This window comes from bacterium (assembly GCA_024224155.1).
Taxonomy (GTDB): domain Bacteria; phylum Acidobacteriota; class Thermoanaerobaculia; order Multivoradales; family JAHEKO01; genus CALZIK01.
In genome coordinates, this window is sequence record JAAENP010000011.1 from 1 (window position 1) to 20,900 (window position 20,900).

A 20,900-nucleotide genomic window follows, 5' to 3' on the forward strand; every position below is an offset into this window, starting at 1 on the left:
ACGTCGCGCTGAGTTGCGAGTTGACGCCGCCGCAGACGCTCAAAGAGGAGGCAGTCGTTCTCCTCGAGGACATCGAAGATGGCAACTGGCTGATTTGGTTGGCGGTCAGAGATATCGAGAGGAGTCTGAGATCTCAGTATTGGGTCGACGACAGTCACCTTAATCCCAAAAAGGGTAGGCGGGTCTTCAACTTTGAGCGGAGCGCTGCATGGAAGCTCAAATATCTCCTCCATGGTTCGAGCCTCTCGCCCGAAGATGCTGCAATCGTGTCCCGGGTGATCGACAAGCTGGTCCTGGCTGACGATCAGCTGGCGCAAATCGGCGTCGACGAGGCCACGGCCGCTGTCGACTCGGCCGGTTGTGAGTCGGACGACGCCTATGGCCACGGCGACTGCCGCTGCGGGAAGGCTCAATGGGAGCTTGCCAAGGCGGAGTACTGGCTCGCAAGAGCTCGGGCCCATGCCGAGGCTGGAAACTACGTCTGGGCCATCAGTGAGTACAAGTGGGCTTGGCACCACGCCCAGAGGGCGATCGCCGCTTTATCGGCTAAGTGCCGCGGCAAGAAGAGAGGCCGTAGCGACGACATCGGCCCGGCGCCGGCCCCGAGCCCGGTAACCACTCCGCCTCCGAATCCAGCGCCAGCACCGACGCCGGAACCGATCGCCGCGGTCGATCCGGCGCCCGCGGAAATCCCGCCGGCGCCCGCTGAGGAGCCGGTGGTCGTCGAACCGGCGGTCGAGGAAGCTGCGTCACCACCGGCTACCGAGCCGATCGCGGCCGATGCGGGTTTCGAGGAGACCGCATCCTTGCCGCCCGCTGAGCCGACTGAGGTCAAGCCGCCGATTGCTGAGGAGCCTGCTCCGGACCTGCGGGTCGAGGAGGTTGCCGAGACGGCGATTGCCGAACTGGAGGCCCCGGCCGAGCTCGGTCCGCAGATGCTCGACAGCAGGCCTTCCTCGGTGCGCTCGGTCGGTGTCCCCTATGTGGGCTCCTCCAGCGATCGCGAGAGCTCCGAGGATAGAGCCACGGCGCGAGTCCGCGGCCTGACTTTCCAGCTCACCGCCGACCGGTCGATTCTGGTGGGTGGCTTCTCGGTCGTTGGCGCGAATGTCACCGCCGGCGACATCGAGCTGTCGGTTTCGTACCGGCAGCGCGGTGAGCTGGAGTGGATGGCGGCCGGTGCCGCCTGCAGTGCCGAGGTCGAGACCCTCGATGACGGCAGCTCCGCGAGTGACGGGGTCGCTTTCACCTGCGAGCTTGCCGAGCAGGTGCCCGAAGAGTTCGAGGTCAAGGTCGAGCTCGGCCTGCCAAACGGCGATTTCGAAAGGACGGTCCACGCGGCTAGCGCCGGCTAGCTCGAGCACCAGTTTCGACGGCGCGATGGGTCCTGCCAGGGGCCCATCGCGTTGCGTTTGTCTCGGCCGCCGGTCAAGTGTCAGCAGGTTCTAGAGGTAGACTCTCCAGTCCGATGAAGAGCCTTCGGTCGGCCCTGTCGCACGGCGCCGGATTGGCGGCGGCCTTGGTCGCGTTGACGGTTTGTGCCGTGGATCCGGCGCGATCCCAGGTCGCCGCGACCCCGAAGAGCTCCTATTGGCAGGGCAATCCACATCTCGTCAAGATCTCGAGTCATCTGCTCCGAGCCCGCAGCCTGGCCCGACAGGGATGGTCCGTCGATCGAATCCGCGGGCGACTTCCGGTCCTGCGGTTCGAAGAGGAGCTGGCGCAGATCGAGATCCGCTTGAGCGAGCTGACTCCCGAGGTCATCGACCGGCTCGAGGCCAGTGGAGTGCGGGTGACGAAAGCCTACGAGAGTTGGGCGCGGGTGACGGGGCTTTGCGATCCGCAATGGCTCGACCGGGTCGCGACGCTGCCGGAGGTGCGGGCGGTGTATCCGCGGTTGGGCGCAATCACCCGCAGCGGCTCGGTAACCAGTCAGGGCGACGCTTCGGTCAACGTCGACGATGCGCGGGCCGCGTGGGGCCTGACCGGCAAGGGCGCCAGGGTCGGTATTCTCTCCGACAGCTTCGCCTTCACCTCGACCGTGCTTGACAACGGCACGGTCAGCGGCAGTGGCTGCGACGCCGTGCTCACCGGTTCCAACCCGCAGGACACCGGCGACCTGCCGCTCCAGGTGCGGCTCCTGGACAACTGCGACTCGGGCCCCGGTTGCGCCGACGGGCAGACGGATGAGGGCGCGGCGTTGGCCGAGATCGTCCACGACCTTGCGCCCGGGGCCGAGATTCTGTTCCATACCGCGTTTCGCGATGAAGCGGACTTCGCCGACGGCATCACCGAGCTGGTCAACTGCGGCGCCGACGTGATCGTCGACGACGTGCTCTATTTCGCCGAGCCGATGTTTCAGGACGGCATTGTCGCGCAGTCGCTCCAGCAAGCCGTCGATGGCGGGGTCGCCTATTTCTCCGCGGCCGGCAATGACGGCGCCTTCGGCGCCGACGAGACCTTTCTGGATGTAGCCGTCCCCGACGATGAGGACTTCCCGATCAGCGGCGACGATCTCCACGACTTCGGCGGTGGCGATCGCTTCGGCGCGATCACCGTCCCCAACGGCTGCGGGATCGAACTCGTCCTGCAGTGGAACCAGCCGTTCGCGGGGATGCTGGGGTCGGGCTCGGCCAGCGATCTGGATCTCTACTTCTGCTCCTCGGCGACCCCGGGCGCGTGCGACGAGGACAGCGCTCTCGCCAGCGGCACCGACGGCCAGGGCTGCGACGCCCCCGGCGCCTTCGGGGATCCCTTCGAGTTCTTGGACTGGACCAACGACACCGGTTCGCCGGTCACTGGTTATGTAGCGGTCGACCACTACTGTGGCGACCAGAGCGACACCCGCTTCCGCATCGCCACCTTCGCCCTGGACTGCAGCGTGCAGAGCGGCTATACGTTCGAGTCCGGGATCTTCGACAAGGCCCAGATCTACGGCCATCCGGCGGCGGCGGCGGCCAATGCGGTCGCGGCGGCCTTCTACGGCGAGATCGACTCCGGCGGTGCAGTCGAGCCCCCGGGGGGCGGCCAGATCGACGTCACGCCCTCGGGCTCGCTAGGCGGTAATCTGCCGTTCTACTTCGACGGCAGCGGCGCGCCGCTGGCAGGCGCGCCGGTCGATCGCTTCAAGCCCGAGATGGCGGCTCCCGAGGGGGTCAACAACACCTTCTTCGGAGTCGATATCGGCTTTGACGCGGATGCCTTTCCCAACTTCGCGGGCACCTCGGCGGCGGCGGCGCACGGGGCGGCGGTGGCGGCCCTGCTCCTAGAGCTGAATCCGGTCCTGACGCCGCAGCAGACGCGCGATGCGCTTACCACCAGCGCCGTCGACATCGAGAGTCCCGGCACGGATGCCCTGTCCGGGGCCGGTCTGATCGACGCCCAAGCCGCGGTTCTGGCCATGCCGACGGTGCCGTTGCTCGAGGTCGGCCCGGCGGCTCTGGAGTTCAACACCCTGGTTGCCGGGACTACCTCGACTCCACAGGAGGTGACGCTCGACAACGTCAATCTGGGGCTCAATCCGGCTTCCGAGCAGGTTCAGGTCTCGGCCATGACTCTGTCGGACAGCACGAATTTCGCGCTCGATGTCAGCAGCGGCACCAGCCCGTGTGGCAGTTCGACTCCGATGATCGGATGGGGCAGCAGCTGTACGGTGTCGGTCCTGGCCCAACCGCAGGCCGTGGGCATTTTCAACGCCGACCTGACCGTGACCTCGGATAGTGCGGTGGCACCGTCGCAGACCGTCGGGCTCTCGACCGCGGGCTGCAATCAGGCCGTCATCGACCTGACCGGAAGCCCCATGGACAATCCGGAGGTCGTCGTGGCCTGTCTCGACATCACCGCCGGTCCGTACGCTATCGGCAGCGGGGACGACGTCACCTTCCGCGCCGGGCGGAAGATCGTTTTCCGCGACGGCTTCAGCGTCGCCGCCGGCGGGGACTTCACCGCGATCATCGGCTGATGTTCGATCTGGCCGGCGAATCTTCGATCCGGCGGGGGCTCTCGCTTCTCCCGGTCGCGGTGGCCTTGGTTTTGATCCTCGGCAGTTGCGCCGCGCCGCCGGAGCCAGCGGAGCCAGCGGAGCCAGGGAATCCGGACGCTCCTGCGCAGTCCGGAACCACGATCCCGCATCCGCCCCTGGGTGACATGGAGCCGGTCGTGGCCCGCACCCTGGAGGCGCAGCGTGCGGAGCTCGACGCTCTGCTGCTCCGAGGCGACGTGCTCGAGGCCGAGCGGGCGCAGGCGATCGGGCGCCTGGGCCAGCTCTACCAGGCGCACCGGTTGGTCGAAGCCGCGGAGGCCTGCTACCGGAAGGCCCATGCCCTCGCCCCCGAGCTCTTCGATTGGGCGTACTTCCTCGGCGTTCTGGCGGCCCGCCGTGGCAACCTCGAGGAGGCGGCCGCGGCTTTCGAAAAAGCCGTCGAGCTCCGGCCACGGGACCTGCCGGCCTTGATCCGGCTGGCCAACCTGGAGCTCGATCGCGGCAATATCGATCGCGCGCACGCGCTCTACGAGACCGCCCGGTCCCTGGATCCGTCGCTGGCCGCGGCCGAGTACGGGCTGGGCCGGGTCGCGGCCGAGCGCCGCAGCTACCAGGAGGCGATCGAGCACTTCGACAAGGCGCTGACCCTTCAGCCTCGCGCCTCGGTGATCCGTTATCACCTGGGCCAGGCCTACCGTCAGCTCGGCCAACTCGGGGAGGCTGAGAGTCATTTGTCGCAGAGCGGTCCGGTGAAGGTAGCGATCTCGGACCCCCTGATGGCTGAGGTGAACAGCCTCGCCACGGGCGCCGCGCCGTACCTGATCCAGGGCAACACGGCGCTGCGCGACGGTCGGCTCACCGTCGCCGTGAACGCGTACCGCCTGGCCATCCAGGCCGATCCTGAAGATGCGATGGCCCGCCGGAGTCTGGCTACGGTCTTGACCCTGCTCCGGGATCTGGACGGCGCCGTGGAGCAGCTGGAGGCCGCGGCGCGCCTGGCGCCGAACAACGCCCAGGCCCATGCCGATCTGGGCGCCGCGCTCGCCGAGCAGGGCAGCAACGAGAGCGCCCTCCAGCATCTCCAGCTCGCGGTCGAGCTCGAGCCCGAGCTCCAGAAGGCCCGGTTCAACCTCGCCAGCTCCCTCGCCAGGCTAGGCCGGTTCGGCGAGGCCGAAGAACACTATCGGCGTTTTCTCGAGATCGACCCGGATGACCTCGAAACCCGCTCGCGTCTAGGGACCGTGCTGGCGCAGGCGGGGAAGGTGCCCCAGGCAATTCTGGAGCTGCGGGAGGTGGTGCGGCAGGATCCCGAAAACGCCCAGACACAGCTCAACCTGGGCATCGCACTGGCGCAGAGCGGCGATCTCCCTGGGGCCATCGCCCACCACCGGAAGGTGCTCGATCTGACGGCGGACGACGCCACCCTGGGGCGGACCCACTTCAATCTGGCGACGTTCCACCTGCGCCAGGGCGACCGGGACCGAGCCTTGGAGCACTTCCGTCTCGCGCTCGACCACAACGAGCGGCTCGCGCCGGCTCACTTCAACGTGGCGAACCTTCTGGCTGGAACCGGGAACCTGGAGGAGGCGCTCCCGCACTTCGCTCGATTCAGCGAGCTCAGGCCCGATGACGGGAGCGCCCGGCTCGGTGCAGCCACGGCCCTCATGCACCTGGGCCGCTTCGGTGAAGCTAAGACGGCGCTCGATGAAGCCGTCGAGCGGATTCCGGACGAGATTGTCGCGGTCCATGCGCTGGCGCGCTTGCTGGCCGCCGCGCCGGACTCGTCACTACGCGACGGGCAGCGATCGCTCGTTCTGATCTCCCGGGCTCTGAATACCGCGACCGTGCCATCCTACGTGGAGACGCAAGCCATGGCCCTCGCCGAGGTGGGCCGCTTCGAAGACGCCGTGGACAAGCAGCGCGCGGTGCTTGCAGAGGCCAGAAAGCTGGGCCACGCCGCCGATGCGAAACGCTTGGAACGCAACCTGGCTCGCTACGAGAGCGGACAGAGCTGCTGCGCAGGTCCCAAAGACGTGTTTCCGGCGCGCTGACCTAGCCGGTGTCGAGGGGAGACCCTTCGCCTTGACGTAGGGTGGTGTAGCTCCCGGCCTCGATGTCGAGCCACTCTTCGGCCGCGCCGTCGGGCCATCGCGCTTCGATCCGGCCGACAGCGACGGCGTCGCCCAGGCCGACGAGGACGCGCGGATCGCTGGCCGAGGCATAGCTGCCGTCTGTGTGGACCCGCCGCCAGCTCGCCGGCCTCCCCTGGGGCGAGATCAGGACCTCGGCTCCGAGCATGTCACGACCTCGGCCTTCGAGTCTGAGCCCGACCCAGCTCCGGTCCTGTCCGATCTGATTCAGCAGCAGCCGCACCGGTCCGTTGTTGTTGACGACCACAACGTCCGTATCGCCGTCGTTGTCGACGTCACCGAACGCCGCGCCGCGGCTGACCTCCGACAGCTCGAGGACAATGCCGGCACGCGCTGTGACTTCCTCGAAGCGCCCGGCGCCCCGCTCACCACCGAAGTTGCGGAAGAGCTGATTGGTCTGGTGGAGCGGGAAGGGATCGCCGGCTCGCATCAGAGCCTCCAGACCCACGACCGCACCGTTGACCGTCAGCACGTCAAGCCAGCCGTCGTTGTCGTAGTCGAACCAGCCGGCGCCGAAGGAAGTGTAGACGAGGCTCGGCAGGCCCAGCCCGGATGCGGTGGATAGGTCTTCGAACAGCCCGGTGCCGTCGTTGACGTAGACGGTATTGGTCTCCTGACTCAGGTGGGTCAGGATCAGGTCGGCGTCGCCATCGGCGTCGAAGTCGCCGGCGTCCACCCCCATGCTGGCTTCGGGCTGGCCCTTCTGGTTGACCGCTACTCCCGCGAGCAGAGCCTGGTTCTGGAAGCGACCGTCGCCCTGGTTGAGCCAAAGATAATTGGCCATGGAGTCGTTGGCCACGAAGAGGTCGATCCAGCCGTCGGCGTCGAAGTCGGTCGCCACCGCGCCCAGGGTCGCAGCGCCGTGCTCGGTGCGGATGCCCGCGCTGTTGGAGACGTTCTCGAAGGTTCCGTCTCCGCGATTCCGGAAGAGGCTGTCCCGCGCCGGCTGGTAGGCGCCGGGTCCGCAGTAGTTGGCGGCACCGCTCGGCGTGGGGCAGGGGGTATGAGCGGCGAGCGAGAACTGGACGTAGTTGCCGACAAAGAGGTCCAACCAGCCGTCGCGGTCGAAGTCCAGGAACGTCGCGGCGACCGACCAGCGCCGGTCATCGGCGCCGGCCGCTTCGGTGACGTCCTCGAAGGTGCCATCCCCCTGATTTCGGAGCAGCCGATTAGAGCGGAAGTTGGTTACGTAAAGATCGATCCAGCCATCGTTGTCGAAGTCCGCGGCCGTAACTCCCATTCCATAGCCGTCCGAGAGCGTGCCGCTCGACTCGGTCACATCGGTGAAACGGAGCTCCGTGGAGCTGGCCCGAAGGTCGTTGCGGTAGAGCCGGTCGGTGAAGGGCTCCGGGTGCTGCGGCGGGAAGCTGGCGTCCGCCACCGTCTTGCCCTGTCCGAGCATGCGGCCCTGGGTGAGATAGAGGTCGAGGTCGCCGTCGTTGTCGTAGTCGAAGAGCGCCGCGCCGCCGCCCATCATCTCGCTGATGTAGTGCTCGCCGGACATGCCGTTGAAATGCACGAAGTCCAGACCGGCCTCGCGGGCGCCGTCCACAAAGATCGGCGTCGACGTCGAGCCGGAAGCAGCGGAGGCCTGGGCCCTGTCCGCCGGGCGCCTTTCGACCTCCTGGGCGCAGCCAGCGAAGACCAGAAGAGCGATTGACGCTCCCTGGCAGATCCGGTGGAGAAGATGAGGGTTTCCGGTTCGCACCGAGATCTCGACTGCAAAATCAGCCGCTGACTGTAGCAGCAGTGACCGGGGCGAGCGAGGCAGGTGCTAACCTAGAGTCCTGATGGTGGTATCGAGCCTTGTTTTGGCCATGGTGATCGCGCTCGCCGCCGGCTGCGGCGGCGCGACGCCGGTGAGCCCTGAGCCCATCCCGGCCGCGGTCGAGCAGAGCTCGGACTCGCCGGGCGAGGGTACCGCAGCCGAGATTACGTTGCGATACGACGAGACCGTAGAGTTTCAGGAGCTCGAGCTACGCTGGCTCGAGCTCGAAGACTCGCGCTGCCCGATCGGCGTCAAGTGCATATGGGCTGGCCAGATGGTCGTGACGGTCGAGGCGGCGCGCGGCGACGATAAGCCGCTCGAGGTCGAGTTGCTGCGCCGGGTCGGGCGCGAGCCCGAGACCGCGGAGGCTCTCGGCTACGAGCTGCGCTTGCTGGAAGTCGATCCGCACCCCAAGGAGGGGGTCACCCCAGAGCGTGGTGACTACGTGGCGCGGATCGAGATCACTGGGCCGTAGCTCTCCGTCTGGTCGCGGATCGCTCACCTGTTGCCGCCACGCCCCATTCGATCGGCGCTGCTGGATACCGTTTCGCGTGCGCGACAAGGCCAACGAGCAGAGCACCGACACACTTGGTGCGGTCGTTGGAGAGCGACCGAAGCGTGATTTGGGGGCGAGCGCTGGGCTTTGCCAGTGAACTTCTGGACGCTTTCCACGTAGGACAGACTATGCCGATGACGCCACGCTCCACCGCCACCTTCGCTGCCGCTCTCCTACTCATCACCCTCGGAGTGGCACCCACCGAGGCGCAGCGGAGGGGGGACTGCCGCGGTGCTGTAGCGGCAGGCTCTGACGGGCGCATGGCGCCAGACGGCGAGCCCGGTGACCCGATGAAGGTCACCGGGCGTGTTCTCGACTCGAGCGGCACGCCGCTGGCCGGGGTCAATATCCTCGCGTATCAGACCGACAAAGATGGCTACTACTCGCCTGGAGGCGAGAACGAAAGCGACGCTCGCCTGTGTGCGGTCGTCCACACCAACCAAGACGGGGAGTATTCGCTCACTACGATTCGGCCCGGCTCCTACCCGACGGGCGGCGTCCCGGAGCACATCCATTTCGAGCTCTGGAGCGACGAGATCGCTCGCCAGCGCCGCGACCTCCAGTTTGCCGACGACGAGCTCGTGCCCGAGCGCCGCAAGCGCGATCTGACCCGGACCTCGACGGTTCGGCCGCTCGAGCGAGACGCCGACGGCGTCTGGCACGTCGAGCGAGATTTTCTGCTTCGCTAGGACTCGAGTCCAGTCGAGCAAAGCCAGTCGGAAGGAGACGCCGGGGAGGGTGTCCCCGATATAGGCTAGCGCTCCAAGCACTTACCGAAGGGAGCTGCTGTGACCGAGTACAAGAGACGCTTCAAGACGTTGGCGACCAACGTCGTTCACGCCGGCACGCCGAGCCCGAGAATCGGCGGCGCAGTGGTGTCGCCGGTCTTCCAGTCGGCCAACTATCTGATGGCGGACGAGGCCGCATATGACGAGGTGCGCTATCTCCGGCTGTCCAACTCTCCCAGCCACCTGACGCTCCAGGCGCGCCTGGCGGTGATCGAGTCCGCCGAGCAGGCGCTGGTCACCGCCAGCGGCATGGCGGCGATTTCAAACGCTTTGCTGGCGTTCGTCGGCAGTGGCGAGCATGTTCTGACCCAGAGGACGCTCTACGGCGGCACCCAGAGCCTGCTGGACCACGACGCGCCCCGGCTGGGGATCTCACACAGCCCGATCGACTTGAGCGCGCCCGACACCTGGGGGGACGCGCTCCGTTCGGAGACCCGGATGGTCTACGTGGAGTCGATCACCAACCCGCTGATGGAGGTCGGGGATCTCGCCGGGATCGCGGCGTTTGCCCGCGAGCACGGCCTAATCTCGGTGATCGACAACACTTTCGCGACGCCGGTTAATTTTCGTCCGCTGGAGGTCGGGTTCGATCTGGTCGTTCATAGCGCCACCAAATACCTGAACGGCCATAGCGACATCGTTGCGGGTGCGGTGATCGGTTCGGCCGAGAAGGTCGAGAGGGTGCGTCAGCTCATGCTCCACACCGGGGGCTCGGCCGACCCGCACGCTTGCTTTTTATTCGAGCGGGGCCTGAAGACGCTGGCGCTTCGCATGGAGCGCCACAACCGGAACGGCCTCGCGGTGGCCGAGTTTCTCTCCAACCACGGGGCGGTAGAGAACGTGAACTATCCCGGGTTGGAGAGCGATCCTGGGCATGTCTACGCTCGCGAGCTGTTTACCGGCACATCGGGAATGCTCTCGTTCTATCTGGGGTCGAGCGAGGCCGCCGAGCGATTCCTCGAGCGCGTGCGAATCCCGGTGCATGCGGCCAGTCTCGGAGGGCCCGAAACACTGGTCGTGCGCCCGGCTCGCAGCTCCCACCTGGGCCAAACGCCGGAGGAGAGGGAGCGGCTGAAGATCACCGAAGACCTGGTGCGGGTCTCGGTCGGGATAGAAGATCTCGACGAGCTGATAGAGGACTTCGATAATGCGCTGTCGGGCTAGCGGCTCGATCCGCCCATCAGATCAGGTCGGCGCTTTCAACAATCCGCTCGAGCCGGTTCAGATTTCGTTGGAATCACCGGTTGAAGAGCCGGGCGTGGACACGGCTTGCTCGGCGGATGCCTGCGAGCTTGGAGAGACTCCGTTTCCCTGCACCTCGTGCGCGACCGAGCGGTCGATCCAGCGCTTCTGGAGCCAGCGCACCCCGAAGAGGTCCGCGATCCCGCGCCACAGCCGGTTGTGGACACCGTACTTGCTCGTGCCGAAGCGTCTCGGTCGGTGGTTGACCTCGATCTCGCGGATGCGGGCACCGTTGAGCCGTAGGAGCGTGGGCAGAAACCGGTGCATGCCGTCGAAGACCGGCAGCAGCCGCAGATACTCGGCTCGATAGGCTCTCAAGGAGCAGCCGACGTCGGTGATCGACTCGGCGGTCATCCAGTTGCGCGCACCGTTCGCGATTCGAGAGGAGACCCTGCGCAGCCAGCTGTCCTGGCGCCGGGCTCGGATACCGCAAACGACATCGCAGTCGTCGAGCTCCTCGAGCAGCCGAGGAATATCGGCCGGGTCGTTCTGGAGATCGGCGTCCAGGGTCACCACGATGGCGCCGCGGGCGTGCTCGAAACCGGATATGAGAGCTGCGGACTGGCCCAGGTTGCGCTCGTGCCTGATCAAGCGCACGTGCTCATTGGCGGCAGCGAGCTGACGCATGACCCCGGCCGAGGCGTCGGTCGAGGCATCGTCGATCAGGAGTATCTCGTAGGTCGACTCGGCCCAGGACAGCGCCTTGCGGATCTCGGAGACCAGAATGGGCAGGTTTTCCGCCTCGTTGTAGGCGGGAACGATGATCGACAGCTCGGGCTCTTGTGGACGCGCGGATTCGCTCATGGGGCGGCTCGAGATCGGCGAGGAAGCACGGATTGTAACCCCTCACCGCCGGTTTCCCAATCGTTGCGGTCGCTTCCGCAGGCCGCCAGAGTCAACAGGATCATCGCATTTGAGGCCTTTCGGGCCCGATTCATGAGACCCATTGTGTCATCGCCGGTCGGGCTCCCTCCGCCTTGCTCCGGTCCAAGTGCTGTCATAGACTCCGCCGGACTCTTGGACAGAGGGATCGTCTGTGAGGGGCCCCGCCCCTTGAGAAACAGCCAGTGAGGGTTTGCGGATGAGTGTATTGGAGAAGCCGCCGCCGGAGGCGGAGGAGCACACCGGCCATCATCACCACGACCCGTTCTGGAGGAGGTACATCTTCTCCCAGGACCACAAGGTGATCGGGCTCCAGTATGCCTTGACCGCCATGTTCTTCCTGCTTTTCGGCTTTTTTCTGATGATCCTGATGCGCTGGCAGTTGGCATGGCCCGGCCGGCCCATTCCGCTGATCGCGGGCCTGTTGGGCGAAGCGAATGCCCCGGGCGGGATCATGCTGCCCGAGTTCTATAACCAGCTCGGCGCGATGCACGGCACCATCATGGTGTTCCTAGGCGTCGTTCCGCTGCTGGTCGGCGCTTTCGGCAACTACGTGGTGCCACTCCAGATCGGCGCCCCCGACATGGCGTTTCCGAAGCTCAACATGGCGAGTTACTGGTGCTACCTGCCGGGCGGCCTGGTCATGTTCTCGAGTTTCTTCGTGCCCGGAGGGGCGGCGAACTCGGGCTGGACGTCGTATCCGCCGCTCTCGACCATCGCCACCCAGGGTCAGACCTGGTGGCTCATCGGAATGGTGCTGCTAATCACGTCTTCGCTCCTGGGCTCGGTCAACTTCATCGTGACCATTTTCCAGCTTCGGGCCAAGGGGCTGACCTTCATGAAGCTGCCGTTCTTCGTTCATGCGCAGCTGGTGACCTCCTTCCTCTTGCTGCTGGCCTTTCCGCCGCTCGAGGCTGCCGGCATCTTCCAGCTCCTGGACCGGGTTCTCAATACCAGCTTCTTCTCGCCCAGCGGCCTGGTCGTCGCCGGCGAGGTGGTCGACAAGGTCGGTGGCGGCAGCCCGCTGCTCTGGCAGCACCTGTTCTGGTTTCTGGCGCACCCGGAGGTCTATGTCTTGATCCTGCCGGCCATGGGCATCGTGGCCGAGGTGATCGCCAACAACACCAGAAAGCCCCTGTGGGGCTACAAGTCGATGGTCTACGCCTCGATCTTCCTCGGTTTCATGTCGTTCATCGTTTGGGCCCATCACATGTTCCTGACTGGAATGGGCACGACCATCAGCTCCTTCTTCCAGACCACGACGATGATCATCTCGGTGCCCTCGGTGGTGATTCTGAGCGCTCTGCTGATCTCGCTCTGGGGGGGCTCGATCCGCTTCAACACCCCGATGCTGTTCGCGCTCGCGTTCCTGCCCATGTTCGGCATCGGCGGTTTGACCGGGCTGCCCCTGGGGCTCGCGCCGACCGATATCCACCTGCACGACACCTACTATGTGATCGGGCATTTCCACTACGTCGTGGCACCGGGGACGATCTTCGCGATCTTCGCCGGGATCTACTACTGGTTCCCGAAGATCACCGGCCGGAAGCTGAGCGAAGGTCTCGGCAAGCTTCATTTCTGGCCGTCGTTCATCTTCATCAACGGCATCTTCGGGCCGATGTTCATCCAGGGCCTGGCCGGCGTGTCGCGGCGGCTCTGGGACGGCGGTCAGCAGTACGCCCATGCCCAGCCGGTGCTCGAATGGAACGTCTTCATGTCAATGAGCGCGTTCGGCCTGCTGATCGCGCAGCTGCCCTTCATCGTCAATCTGTTCTGGTCGATCAGGAAGGGTCAGAAGGTCGACTCCAACCCCTGGCAGGCGACGACGCTCGAATGGGCGGCGGCGCCGTCGCCACCGATCGGGCACGGCAACTTCCATGAGGTGCCGGTGGTTCATCACGGACCCTATGAGTACAGCGCTCCGGGAGCTCCGAACGGCTATCTCCCGCAGACCGCCCCGGGGAAGGAGGGCTAGAGGTGCAGATTCCCTACACCGTCGAAGAACGGCCGGATACCGGTCTGTACAATGCCAAGCTCGGAATCTGGCTGTTCCTGGCTTCCGAGGTGATGCTCTTCGGAGCGCTCTTCTCGTCGTACGTGCTGCTTCGAACCGGTGACCCGGGATTCATGACGATTCCGCACGAGGTGGCCGAAGCGCTGGGCCTGCACGGCGAAGCGCATCGGTGGTCGGACGAATTGAGCGTTCCACTCGCCTTCGTCAACACGCTGGTCCTCATCTTCTCCAGTGTCACGATCGTCATGTCCTGGGCGTCTTTGCGTTTGAAGGAGTTCGCCAAGTTCCGGCTCTGGATGGGCCTGACGATCCTCTGCGCGTTCGGTTTCATGGGCATCAAGGCCGTCGAGTACTCGGCCAAGTTTTCACATCACCTGTATCCTGAGACCTCGAACTTCCTGGGCATCTACTTCACGCTCACCGGTTTGCACGGTCTTCACGTAGTCGGCGGTTTGATCGTTCTGGTCTACCTCTGGGGACCGGGCTCGAAGATGTGGAAGAGCCAGCCTCGGCGATTCGTGAACCGGGTCGAGACGGTGGGTCTCTACTGGCATTTTGTCGATCTGGTTTGGATCTTCCTGTTTCCCACGCTTTATCTTCTGTAAAGGGGCCGACAACGATGGGTGGTCATTCAGCGGAAGAGATTCGCAGCGAGATTCGGCGCTACTGGATTATCGGTCTGGCACTGTTTCTGCTGACGGTCATCACGGTCACGGTCAGCTATCTGGATGTCGCGCCGGCGACGGCGGTGTTCATAGCTCTGCTTATCGCGTGCATCAAGGCAGGGCTCGTTGCCGCGGTCTTCATGCACTTGATTTCCGAGAAACAGGCGATCTATGCGTTGTTGATCTTGACGGCGGTCTTCTTTGGCGCGCTGATGATTCTGCCCATCGGTACGCGTGCCAGCCAGATTCCACTGTAAAGAGCCAGCCATGTCACTCAAGGCCTTTCATATCTTCTTCGTTGCGGTCAGCGTGCTGATGTGTCTGGGCGTCGGCGCCTGGGGAACCGACCAGTACCTGGAGCGTGGCAATGGCACCGGTCTCGGCCTGGCGGTCCTGTGCTTTGTGCTCGGGGCGGGTCTCATCGTCTACGGCTTCAAGGTCTACAAGAAGTTGTCGGAACTCGATGAGAAGTAGCCGGCGAGCCCTGGCGCTGGCGGCCGCGGCGGTTTTGACTCTGGCTTTCGGCCTGGCCGAGCCGGCCGGCGCGTGCGCGGTCTGCTACGGCGGGGAGGGCTCGGACATGACGGCCGGAATGAACAACGGCATCGTCACCCTTCTGGGAGTGGTCGCCGTTGTGCAAGTCGGCTTCGTGGGCTTGTTTGGATCGATTTGGTACCGCACCCGGAAGCTACGAAGGCTGAGGGAGCAGTTCCACCTGATCGAGGGAGAACGATAGATGAAGAATTTTCTCGCCCGCTGGATGCCCATCGACGCGTCGACGCACGGCGCCCAGCTCGACAACATGAACGCTCTGGTGCACTGGTTGATGGCTCTTCTGTTCGTCGGCTGGGCGATCTACTTCCTCGTCGTGCTCTTTCGATTCCGAGCGGGCAAGAGCCCGCAGGCCAGCTATGAGGGCTCCAAGTCACATGTCTCGACCTGGCTCGAGGTCGGTGTGGTCGTGTTCGAAGCGATTATTCTGATTGGTTTTGCGATCCCGGCTTGGGCGCGCTGGGTGGCGCCGCATGCGGAGGATGCCAATCCGCTGGAGATCCGAGTGGTCGGCGAGCAGTTTGCGTGGAATATCCACTATCCCGGAGAGGATGGCGTGTTCGGCCGTTCGGACCCGCACCTGATGGCCGGCGGCACCAACCCGCTCGGCCTCGATCCCGAGGATCCCGCCAGCCACGATGATGTCGTTTCGGTCAACCAGCTTCACCTTCCGGTCGATCGGCCGATCACAGTGCTGTTGTCGACCAAGGACGTGATTCACAGCTTTTTCCTACCCGTGATGAGGGTCAAACAGGACGCGATTCCCGGGCAGGAGATCCCGGTTCGGTTCACGGCCAAGATGACGACGCCCGAGGAATCGACGTTTCCCGGTTGTGCCGCCGAGAAGACCTGCTGGGAAATCGCCTGTGCGCAGCTCTGCGGCCTCGGTCACTACCGGATGAGGGGTTTCTACACGGTCCATGAAGAGAGTGGCTTCGAATCGTGGCTGGCGGCCCAAGATCCCTTCGTCGCGCCCGCGCCCGAGCCCGAACCCGAACCCATGGCGGAAGCCGCCGAGCCGGCGGCCTAGCTCGCCACCGGGCTTGGATCGATCCGTTGGTCGAGAAGGGCTGACCGGGGCGCGTTTTGAAGCATATTGTCACCGGTTCGGACGGCGTCGAGCGCTGCTGGTGGTGCGGCGCCGATCCCGAGTACGTCCGCTATCACGACACCGAGTGGGGCTTCCCGGTTTCGGACGACATCCGCCTGTTCGAGAAAGTCTCGCTCGAGGGGTTTCAGGCGGGGCTGAGCTGGCTCACGATTCTGCGCAAGCGCGAGAATTTCCGGCGGGCGTTTCGAGGTTTCGATTTCGAGAAGGTAGCGCGGTTCAACCAGCGCAGCGTGGAACGTCTACTCCGCGATTCCGGCATCGTGCGGCACAGCGGCAAGATCGAGGCGGTCATCGGCAACGCCCGCCGAGCCCGGGACTTGGTCGATGAGTTCGGTAGCCTGGCCGCTTTCTTCTGGCAGTTCGAGCCGAAGAAACCGCCCACCGGCCTTCCCGATAAGACCCCGGAGTCCGTCGCGTTGAGCCAGGACCTGAAGGCTCGAGGCTGGCGCTTCGTGGGGCCGACCACCATGTACGCGTTCATGCAAGCCATGGGGCTGGTGAACGATCACCTGCCGGGCTGCGCCGTGCGGGCTCGGGTTGTGGCCGCCCGCAAAGCGTTCAAGGAGCCGGGCAAGTAGCTGTTCGGAGTGTAGCGGTCGAACTCCGCTTGCCCTCGAGCGAAGCGAAGGGTGTCAACCGTCTTGGCTGAAGTAGAGCGAGCGGAAAGTAGGCCGCCGGTGCGCTCTTCTCGCTCGCCGATGGCTCGCTTGCAAGAGGCACGCGGCCGGCCTTTCAAGCGCAGGGGCTCTGACTGCGGGCATCCTTCCGAGAGACTCGGGACAGGAATCGCTGCTCCTCGCTTCCCCCTCCGCTCGCCACGCTGGCAAGGCCGAGAAAGGCTATTCGCATCGACGGTGGCTGGACATGCGCTGAGGCCGAGCCGATTCGGCGGGCAGCCGGCCAGGGGGCTCGCCGCAAGCGCTTGCGAGATCGAATCGGAGGCTTCAATAGGCTTGCGCGCAGCGGCGCGAAGGCGAAAGCCGACACTACACAGGCCTTCCAGCTCGAGCCGTCCCCTGGCCGGCTGCTCCGCCGATCGGCGCCGAAGCGCAGATTGGAGCGCTGCAGATCTTCCAAGCCCGAGCCCGTCTCGCCAACGCTACACTACGCCGATGGACGTCAGCATGCTCCCGTCCGTCAACGCCGGCCTGAACGCCACCGCCGCGGTCTTCTTGATGGTCGGCTACGTTCTGGTCCGCCAGCGCAAGACCGAAGCCCACCGGGCCGCGATGCTGGCGGCATTGGCCTGTTCGGTTCTCTTTCTGGCTTCGTATCTCTACTACCATTCGCAGGCGGGGTCGACACGATTCCCCGGCACCAGCACAGCGCGAACGATCTACCTGACGATCCTCCTCACCCACACCGTGCTCGCCGCCACGGTGCCCTTCCTGGCCGGTATTACCGTCTATCGAGCCCTTCGCGGTCGCTTCGAGAAGCACCGCGCGATCGCGCGCTGGACGCTGCCCGTCTGGCTCTACGTTTCAGTGACCGGAGTCGTCATCTACTGGATGCTGTACCGGACGAGTTGGTAGGCAGGAGGCCTCCGCCGAGGCTCGCCAGCCACAGCTCCCAGGGGGGAGAAACGGCTACCTTCGCGGCGAGAGCGCCGCGTCTAGAGGTTGCGATCGGCTTCCTTGGCTTCTGTCGGCCTGACTAGCCGCAAGACACGCAGAAGTATGAGAGCTGCTCCCAGGGGCCTACGGTAATCGCGAGCTCGTGCAGTCCGGGACCGTCGACGGTCCTCTCGATAAAGCGCAGCTGGAGCCGGTTCTTCTTTATCGGGTACTTCTTCTTCTTGTTCTCGAATTCCTGTCCGGCGCCGCTGTTGACGGCTATCGAGGCGGGCAGCTTGATCTTCCTGCCGAAGTTGAACACGGTGAAGCCGAAATAGTAGGAAACACGGTCCGCGATCGGCAAGAGGTCGAAGCTGACGATGTCGAACTCCAGACTCGGCTCGAACAGCTCGACGACCGGTCCGCCGAGAAACACGTCGTCCTCGGTTCTCTGCCGAGCCAGCGTCCGGAGCTGGCGAGGCAGGTTCTTGAGCTTGATCGAAACATCGATGACGCCGTTGCTCCGGCGAACCTTGACCCGGTCGTAGGGAACGGGACTCATCTTGCTCGCGACCAGGGCTTCGACGTCGGCCAAGTCTGCGGGCCAGCCGTTGTCGGCCGCCCAGGCTGCGGGTACAAGGAAAACCAAGGCAAGCGTCCAAACCAAAGCTCTCTTCATCGCTCTATCCTCCCTTTGTGTGCAGTTCGTAAACGCCGCGAATCGTAGCAGGTAGGCGCGGCTCGCGCGCGCTCAGCCCTGATCGCGGTAGAGAATCGCGAGAATGTCGCTGCGCCGCACGACTCCCACCAGGACCCCGTCCGAGACCACCGGCACCATGGACAGGTGCCGCTCACACATGAGCAGAGCGGTTTCTTCGAGTGTCGCGTCCTCCCGAACCGTGACCGCCCTTTGAGTCATCACCTGTCCGACCTTCATCTCCCGAACCCTATTGACCTGATCGACCTGCTGCTTGTCGATCACCTGACCGAGCAATGAAGGTACCTTCTCGGTCGAGAAGGGTACGGGATGCTCCTTCAGAAAGAGATCTGTTTCGCTGACGACACCCACCAGCCGGTTGTCGTCATCGGTTACCGGTAGGCCGCGGCGGCCGCCCGCGCGCAGGATCGAGACCAGCTCGATAAGGGGCATGTCGGGTTTGGCCGTGACCGGGTCGCGTTGCATGAAATCACTGATCGGAATCTTGTTCATGACATTCCCTCAGGTGCGGAGTTCGGGCACCTGCTCATTGTATCGCTCGGAGCGGTCGCCGGCGGCGCCGGTCTGGGCCGTTCGCTTCGAGCGCCCGTCGCGCGCGCCCTGCTAGCCCGAGGATCCGGTCGAGAACGGCAAGTACGCTCGCTCGACGTAGTCGCGTACCATGCGGTGGGAGGAGAACTGGTGGCCGACGGTGACGATCGAGCTCTTCATGCGGGCGATCCATTCGATCGGCAGGCCGTCGTCGTTGCGCCGGTAGAACTCGGGAATGATCTCTTCCTCGAGCGTGCGATAGAGCGATTGGGCGTCGGCTTGGTCCTGCTGCCACTCCTCGGTGAGGGAGTGGACGGACTCTCCGCCCATGTCTCCGATAACCCAGCCGTTCGTGCCGTCGTAGCCCTCGGGCCACCAGCCATCCGAGATGCTGAGGTTGAGGGTTCCGTTGATGGCGGCCTTCATGCCGCTGGTTCCACTGGCCTCGAGGGGGCGACGCGGTGTGTTGAGCCAGACGTCGCAGCCCTGGACCATCATGCGCGCGATCCGCATGTCGTAGTTCTCGAGAAAGACGACGCTGCCGCGGAGGTCGCCGGACTGGCTGAGCTGGAAGATGCTCTGGATGAGCTCCTGGCCGGGTCGGTCGGCGGGGTGGGCCTTGCCGGCCAGGATGATCTGGACCGGGTGGTCGGTGTGATGGACCAGGGTTCGGAGTCGGTGAAGGTCGCTGAAGAGCAGGCCGGCTCGCTTGTAGGTGGCGAAGCGCCGAGCGAAGCCGATCGTCAAGGCGTCGGGATCCAGGAACTTCGAGACCGCCCGAAGCGCGGTGGGCGACTGGCCGTTTCTGCCGTGCTGCTCGCGCAGACGCGATTTCGCAAATCGGCACAGACGCTCCTTCTGTGCACGGTGGGCGAGCCAGACTTCCCTGTCGGTCGCTTCGAGGAGAGCGGTCCAGCCGTCGGGCTCGAGCACCGCTTCGGGCCAATCCGCACCCAGTACGCGATCGAGGAGAACGCCCATATCGAGGCCCATCCAGGTCGGAACGTGGACTCCGTTGGTGATCGATTGGATCGCCGCTTGCCCTTCGGGCAGCTCGGGGAAGATGTGGCGCCACATGCGGTCGGCGATCTCGCCGTTCAAGCGGCTGACGCCATTGGCCCAGGCGCTGGTGCGGAGTGCCACGGCGGTCAAGTTGAGAGGCTGGTTCGGCTCGCCATGATCGGCGGCTCCCAGGCCGATCACCGTCTCTGTGTCCACCCCCAGGTCTTGGGCCCAGGTGTCGAGGTACTTCCAGGCCAGGGAGCGGTCGAATTGCTCGTTGCCGGCCGGCACGGGGGTATGGGTGGTAAAGGTCGTGTTGCGTCTGACCGCGCCGAGGGCCTGGTCGAACGACGTTTTGTGCCTGGCGATGTGGCTGCGAGCTCGCTCGAGCTGCAACAGGGCGCTGTGGCCCTCGTTGATGTGCCACACGGCAGGTTCGAGGCCCAGCGCTTCGAGCGCGCGCACGCCGCCGATGCCCAGGACGGCCTCCTGGGCCAGGCGCATTTCGCGCCCACGAACGTAGAGCACGGTGGCGATCGGTCGGTCCGCGGGATCGTTCTGCGGCAGATCGGTATCGAGCAGCAGCAGCGGTACGCGCCCGACTTGGGCCAGCCATGCCTTGGCCCCGACCTCGCGGCCTGGAAAGGGCACCTTGACCGTCAGCTTGCGACCCTGGGGACCTAGCACTCGCCGCAGGGGCAGGCGGTGGAAGTCGTATTCGGTATAGGAGTGGTTCTGGAAGCCGTCGGCGTCGATGGTCTGCTGAAAGTACCCGCGTTGGTAGAGAAGACCGACCGCCAGGAAGGGTAGGCCGAGGTCGCTGGCGCTCTTGCAGTGGTCGCCACTCAGGACGCCTAGCCCGCCCGAGTAAATCGCGAGGGACTGATGGATGCCGTACTCGGTCGAGAAGTAGGCAATCGGGTGTGCCGAACTGGGGGCCGTGCTCGAGCTCTCGATCTGGGCGGCACGGCGGCTGAACCAGGTTTCGCGGTTGGGATCCATGTAGGCGTCGAAAGCCGCGATGACCTCGGTGTATCGGGCCATGAAGGCGTCGTCATTGAGCAGGGTTTCCCAACGCTCACTGTCGATGTTGAGAAGCAACTCCACGGGATTGCGGTAGCGGGCCCAGCTGGCGGTGTCCGCGGCCGCAAAGAGCTGGCGCGCCTCGGTGATCCAGGTCCACCAGAGGTTGAAGGCCAGGTCTCTGAGCCGAGCCACCTCGTCCGGCAGCCGGATCTCGGTGACCTGGAGGCCGGGCACACGAAGCAGTTCGCTGGCAATTGTCGTGGTCATGCTGTAGGGAGGGCGCGATGCGCTGGAACGCGCGTTTTTTACCACATGCGGCGAGCAGCTCCAAGCCGGGGCATCCATCTGGGTGGCCTCTAC

18 protein-coding genes and 1 pseudogene are annotated in these 20,900 nt (G+C 65.0%); 14 read left to right on the forward strand and 5 right to left on the reverse strand.

The window, feature by feature from the left end; all coding sequences use genetic code 11:
• Positions 1-623: 623 nt before the first annotated feature.
• The 3 genes and pseudogenes from GY769_00945 (at position 624) to GY769_00955 (ending at position 6,033) form a co-directional block, all read left to right on the forward strand.
• Positions 624-716: pseudogene (locus GY769_00945) on the forward strand (lipoprotein Hlp).
• A gap of 752 nt (positions 717-1,468) precedes the next feature.
• On the forward strand, positions 1,469-3,961 hold the full coding sequence (locus tag GY769_00950; protein ID MCP4200483.1) for a S8 family serine peptidase: 2,493 nt from the start codon (positions 1,469-1,471) through the stop codon (positions 3,959-3,961).
• Positions 3,961-6,033, forward strand: coding sequence for a tetratricopeptide repeat protein (locus GY769_00955; GenBank protein ID MCP4200484.1), 2,073 nt, complete (start codon positions 3,961-3,963; stop codon positions 6,031-6,033). Before GY769_00950 ends, GY769_00955 begins: the two co-directional genes overlap by 1 nt.
• A 1-nt stretch (position 6,034) precedes the next feature.
• Here GY769_00955 and GY769_00960 read toward each other — a convergent pair whose 3' ends face one another.
• Positions 6,035-7,840 carry a CRTAC1 family protein gene (locus tag GY769_00960; GenBank protein ID MCP4200485.1) on the reverse strand — a complete coding sequence of 602 codons (1,806 nt, stop codon included), beginning with the start codon at positions 7,838-7,840 and terminating at the stop codon, positions 6,035-6,037.
• 82 nt (positions 7,841-7,922) lie between these two features.
• Between GY769_00960 and GY769_00965 the strand changes: the two genes are divergently transcribed.
• From GY769_00965 to GY769_00975, 3 genes are all read left to right on the forward strand, one after another.
• On the forward strand, positions 7,923-8,375 hold the full coding sequence (locus GY769_00965; protein ID MCP4200486.1) for a hypothetical protein: 453 nt from the start codon (positions 7,923-7,925) through the stop codon (positions 8,373-8,375).
• 215 nt (positions 8,376-8,590) lie between these two features.
• Entirely contained in the window at positions 8,591-9,145 is a 555-nt protein-coding gene (locus tag GY769_00970; protein MCP4200487.1) for a hypothetical protein, read from the forward strand.
• 99 nt (positions 9,146-9,244) lie between these two features.
• A complete protein-coding gene (locus tag GY769_00975; protein MCP4200488.1) occupies positions 9,245-10,408 on the forward strand; it encodes an aminotransferase class I/II-fold pyridoxal phosphate-dependent enzyme in 1,164 nt (387 codons plus the stop codon).
• A 57-nt stretch (positions 10,409-10,465) separates the two neighbouring features.
• Here the strand turns inward: GY769_00975 and GY769_00980 are convergent, their stop codons facing one another.
• Positions 10,466-11,290, reverse strand: a complete 825-nt coding sequence (locus tag GY769_00980; protein MCP4200489.1) for a glycosyltransferase family 2 protein — start codon at positions 11,288-11,290, stop codon at positions 10,466-10,468.
• Positions 11,291-11,567: 277 nt separating this feature from the next.
• Between GY769_00980 and GY769_00985 the strand changes: the two genes are divergently transcribed.
• The 8 genes from GY769_00985 (at position 11,568) to GY769_01020 (ending at position 17,242) form a co-directional block, all read left to right on the forward strand.
• Complete coding sequence (locus GY769_00985) at positions 11,568-13,343, forward strand: cytochrome c oxidase subunit I (protein MCP4200490.1); 1,776 nt, start codon at positions 11,568-11,570, stop codon at positions 13,341-13,343.
• A 2-nt stretch (positions 13,344-13,345) separates the two neighbouring features.
• Positions 13,346-13,987: a heme-copper oxidase subunit III gene (locus GY769_00990; protein MCP4200491.1), complete on the forward strand. Its 642-nt coding sequence runs from the start codon at positions 13,346-13,348 to the stop codon at positions 13,985-13,987.
• Positions 13,988-14,001: 14 nt separating this feature from the next.
• On the forward strand, positions 14,002-14,304 hold the full coding sequence (locus tag GY769_00995; protein ID MCP4200492.1) for a hypothetical protein: 303 nt from the start codon (positions 14,002-14,004) through the stop codon (positions 14,302-14,304).
• Positions 14,305-14,314: 10 nt separating this feature from the next.
• Positions 14,315-14,521, forward strand: a complete 207-nt coding sequence (locus GY769_01000; protein ID MCP4200493.1) for a hypothetical protein — start codon at positions 14,315-14,317, stop codon at positions 14,519-14,521.
• Positions 14,511-14,783, forward strand: a complete 273-nt coding sequence (locus GY769_01005) for a hypothetical protein (protein MCP4200494.1) — start codon at positions 14,511-14,513, stop codon at positions 14,781-14,783. Before GY769_01000 ends, GY769_01005 begins: the two co-directional genes overlap by 11 nt.
• Positions 14,784-15,629, forward strand: a complete 846-nt coding sequence (locus tag GY769_01010) for a hypothetical protein (GenBank protein MCP4200495.1) — start codon at positions 14,784-14,786, stop codon at positions 15,627-15,629.
• A gap of 56 nt (positions 15,630-15,685) precedes the next feature.
• Positions 15,686-16,288 (forward strand): DNA-3-methyladenine glycosylase I, encoded by a 603-nt coding sequence (locus GY769_01015; protein MCP4200496.1) that lies wholly within the window; start codon positions 15,686-15,688, stop codon positions 16,286-16,288.
• A 534-nt stretch (positions 16,289-16,822) separates the two neighbouring features.
• Positions 16,823-17,242, forward strand: a complete 420-nt coding sequence (locus tag GY769_01020) for a DUF420 domain-containing protein (GenBank protein MCP4200497.1) — start codon at positions 16,823-16,825, stop codon at positions 17,240-17,242.
• Positions 17,243-17,363: 121 nt separating this feature from the next.
• Here GY769_01020 and GY769_01025 read toward each other — a convergent pair whose 3' ends face one another.
• From GY769_01025 to GY769_01035, 3 genes are all read right to left on the reverse strand, one after another.
• Positions 17,364-17,942, reverse strand: a complete 579-nt coding sequence (locus GY769_01025; GenBank protein ID MCP4200498.1) for a hypothetical protein — start codon at positions 17,940-17,942, stop codon at positions 17,364-17,366.
• A gap of 72 nt (positions 17,943-18,014) precedes the next feature.
• Complete coding sequence (locus GY769_01030; protein MCP4200499.1) at positions 18,015-18,473, reverse strand: CBS domain-containing protein; 459 nt, start codon at positions 18,471-18,473, stop codon at positions 18,015-18,017.
• A 111-nt stretch (positions 18,474-18,584) separates the two neighbouring features.
• Positions 18,585-20,807 (reverse strand): glycosyltransferase family 1 protein, encoded by a 2,223-nt coding sequence (locus GY769_01035; GenBank protein MCP4200500.1) that lies wholly within the window; start codon positions 20,805-20,807, stop codon positions 18,585-18,587.
• Positions 20,808-20,900 lie beyond the last annotated feature (93 nt).

Excerpts from the sequence above, each read along its gene's own strand:
- GY769_01010 (MCP4200495.1), top strand. The coding sequence starts at position 14,784 with ATGAAGAATTTTCTCGCCCGCTGGATGCCCATCGACGCGTCGACGCAC.
- GY769_00965 (MCP4200486.1), top strand. The coding sequence starts at position 7,923 with ATGGTGGTATCGAGCCTTGTTTTGGCCATGGTGATCGCGCTCGCCGCC.
- GY769_00995 (MCP4200492.1), top strand. The coding sequence starts at position 14,002 with ATGGGTGGTCATTCAGCGGAAGAGATTCGCAGCGAGATTCGGCGCTAC.
- GY769_01030 (MCP4200499.1), bottom strand. The coding sequence starts at position 18,473 with ATGAACAAGATTCCGATCAGTGATTTCATGCAACGCGACCCGGTCACG.
- GY769_01005 (MCP4200494.1), top strand. The coding sequence starts at position 14,511 with ATGAGAAGTAGCCGGCGAGCCCTGGCGCTGGCGGCCGCGGCGGTTTTG.
- GY769_00970 (MCP4200487.1), top strand. The coding sequence starts at position 8,591 with ATGACGCCACGCTCCACCGCCACCTTCGCTGCCGCTCTCCTACTCATC.
- GY769_00980 (MCP4200489.1), bottom strand. The coding sequence starts at position 11,290 with ATGAGCGAATCCGCGCGTCCACAAGAGCCCGAGCTGTCGATCATCGTT.
- GY769_00985 (MCP4200490.1), top strand. The coding sequence starts at position 11,568 with ATGAGTGTATTGGAGAAGCCGCCGCCGGAGGCGGAGGAGCACACCGGC.
- GY769_00955 (MCP4200484.1), top strand. The coding sequence starts at position 3,961 with ATGTTCGATCTGGCCGGCGAATCTTCGATCCGGCGGGGGCTCTCGCTT.
- GY769_01020 (MCP4200497.1), top strand. The coding sequence starts at position 16,823 with ATGGACGTCAGCATGCTCCCGTCCGTCAACGCCGGCCTGAACGCCACC.
- GY769_01035 (MCP4200500.1), bottom strand. The coding sequence starts at position 20,807 with ATGACCACGACAATTGCCAGCGAACTGCTTCGTGTGCCCGGCCTCCAG.
- GY769_01025 (MCP4200498.1), bottom strand. The coding sequence starts at position 17,942 with ATGAAGAGAGCTTTGGTTTGGACGCTTGCCTTGGTTTTCCTTGTACCC.
- GY769_00950 (MCP4200483.1), top strand. The coding sequence starts at position 1,469 with ATGAAGAGCCTTCGGTCGGCCCTGTCGCACGGCGCCGGATTGGCGGCG.
- GY769_01000 (MCP4200493.1), top strand. The coding sequence starts at position 14,315 with ATGTCACTCAAGGCCTTTCATATCTTCTTCGTTGCGGTCAGCGTGCTG.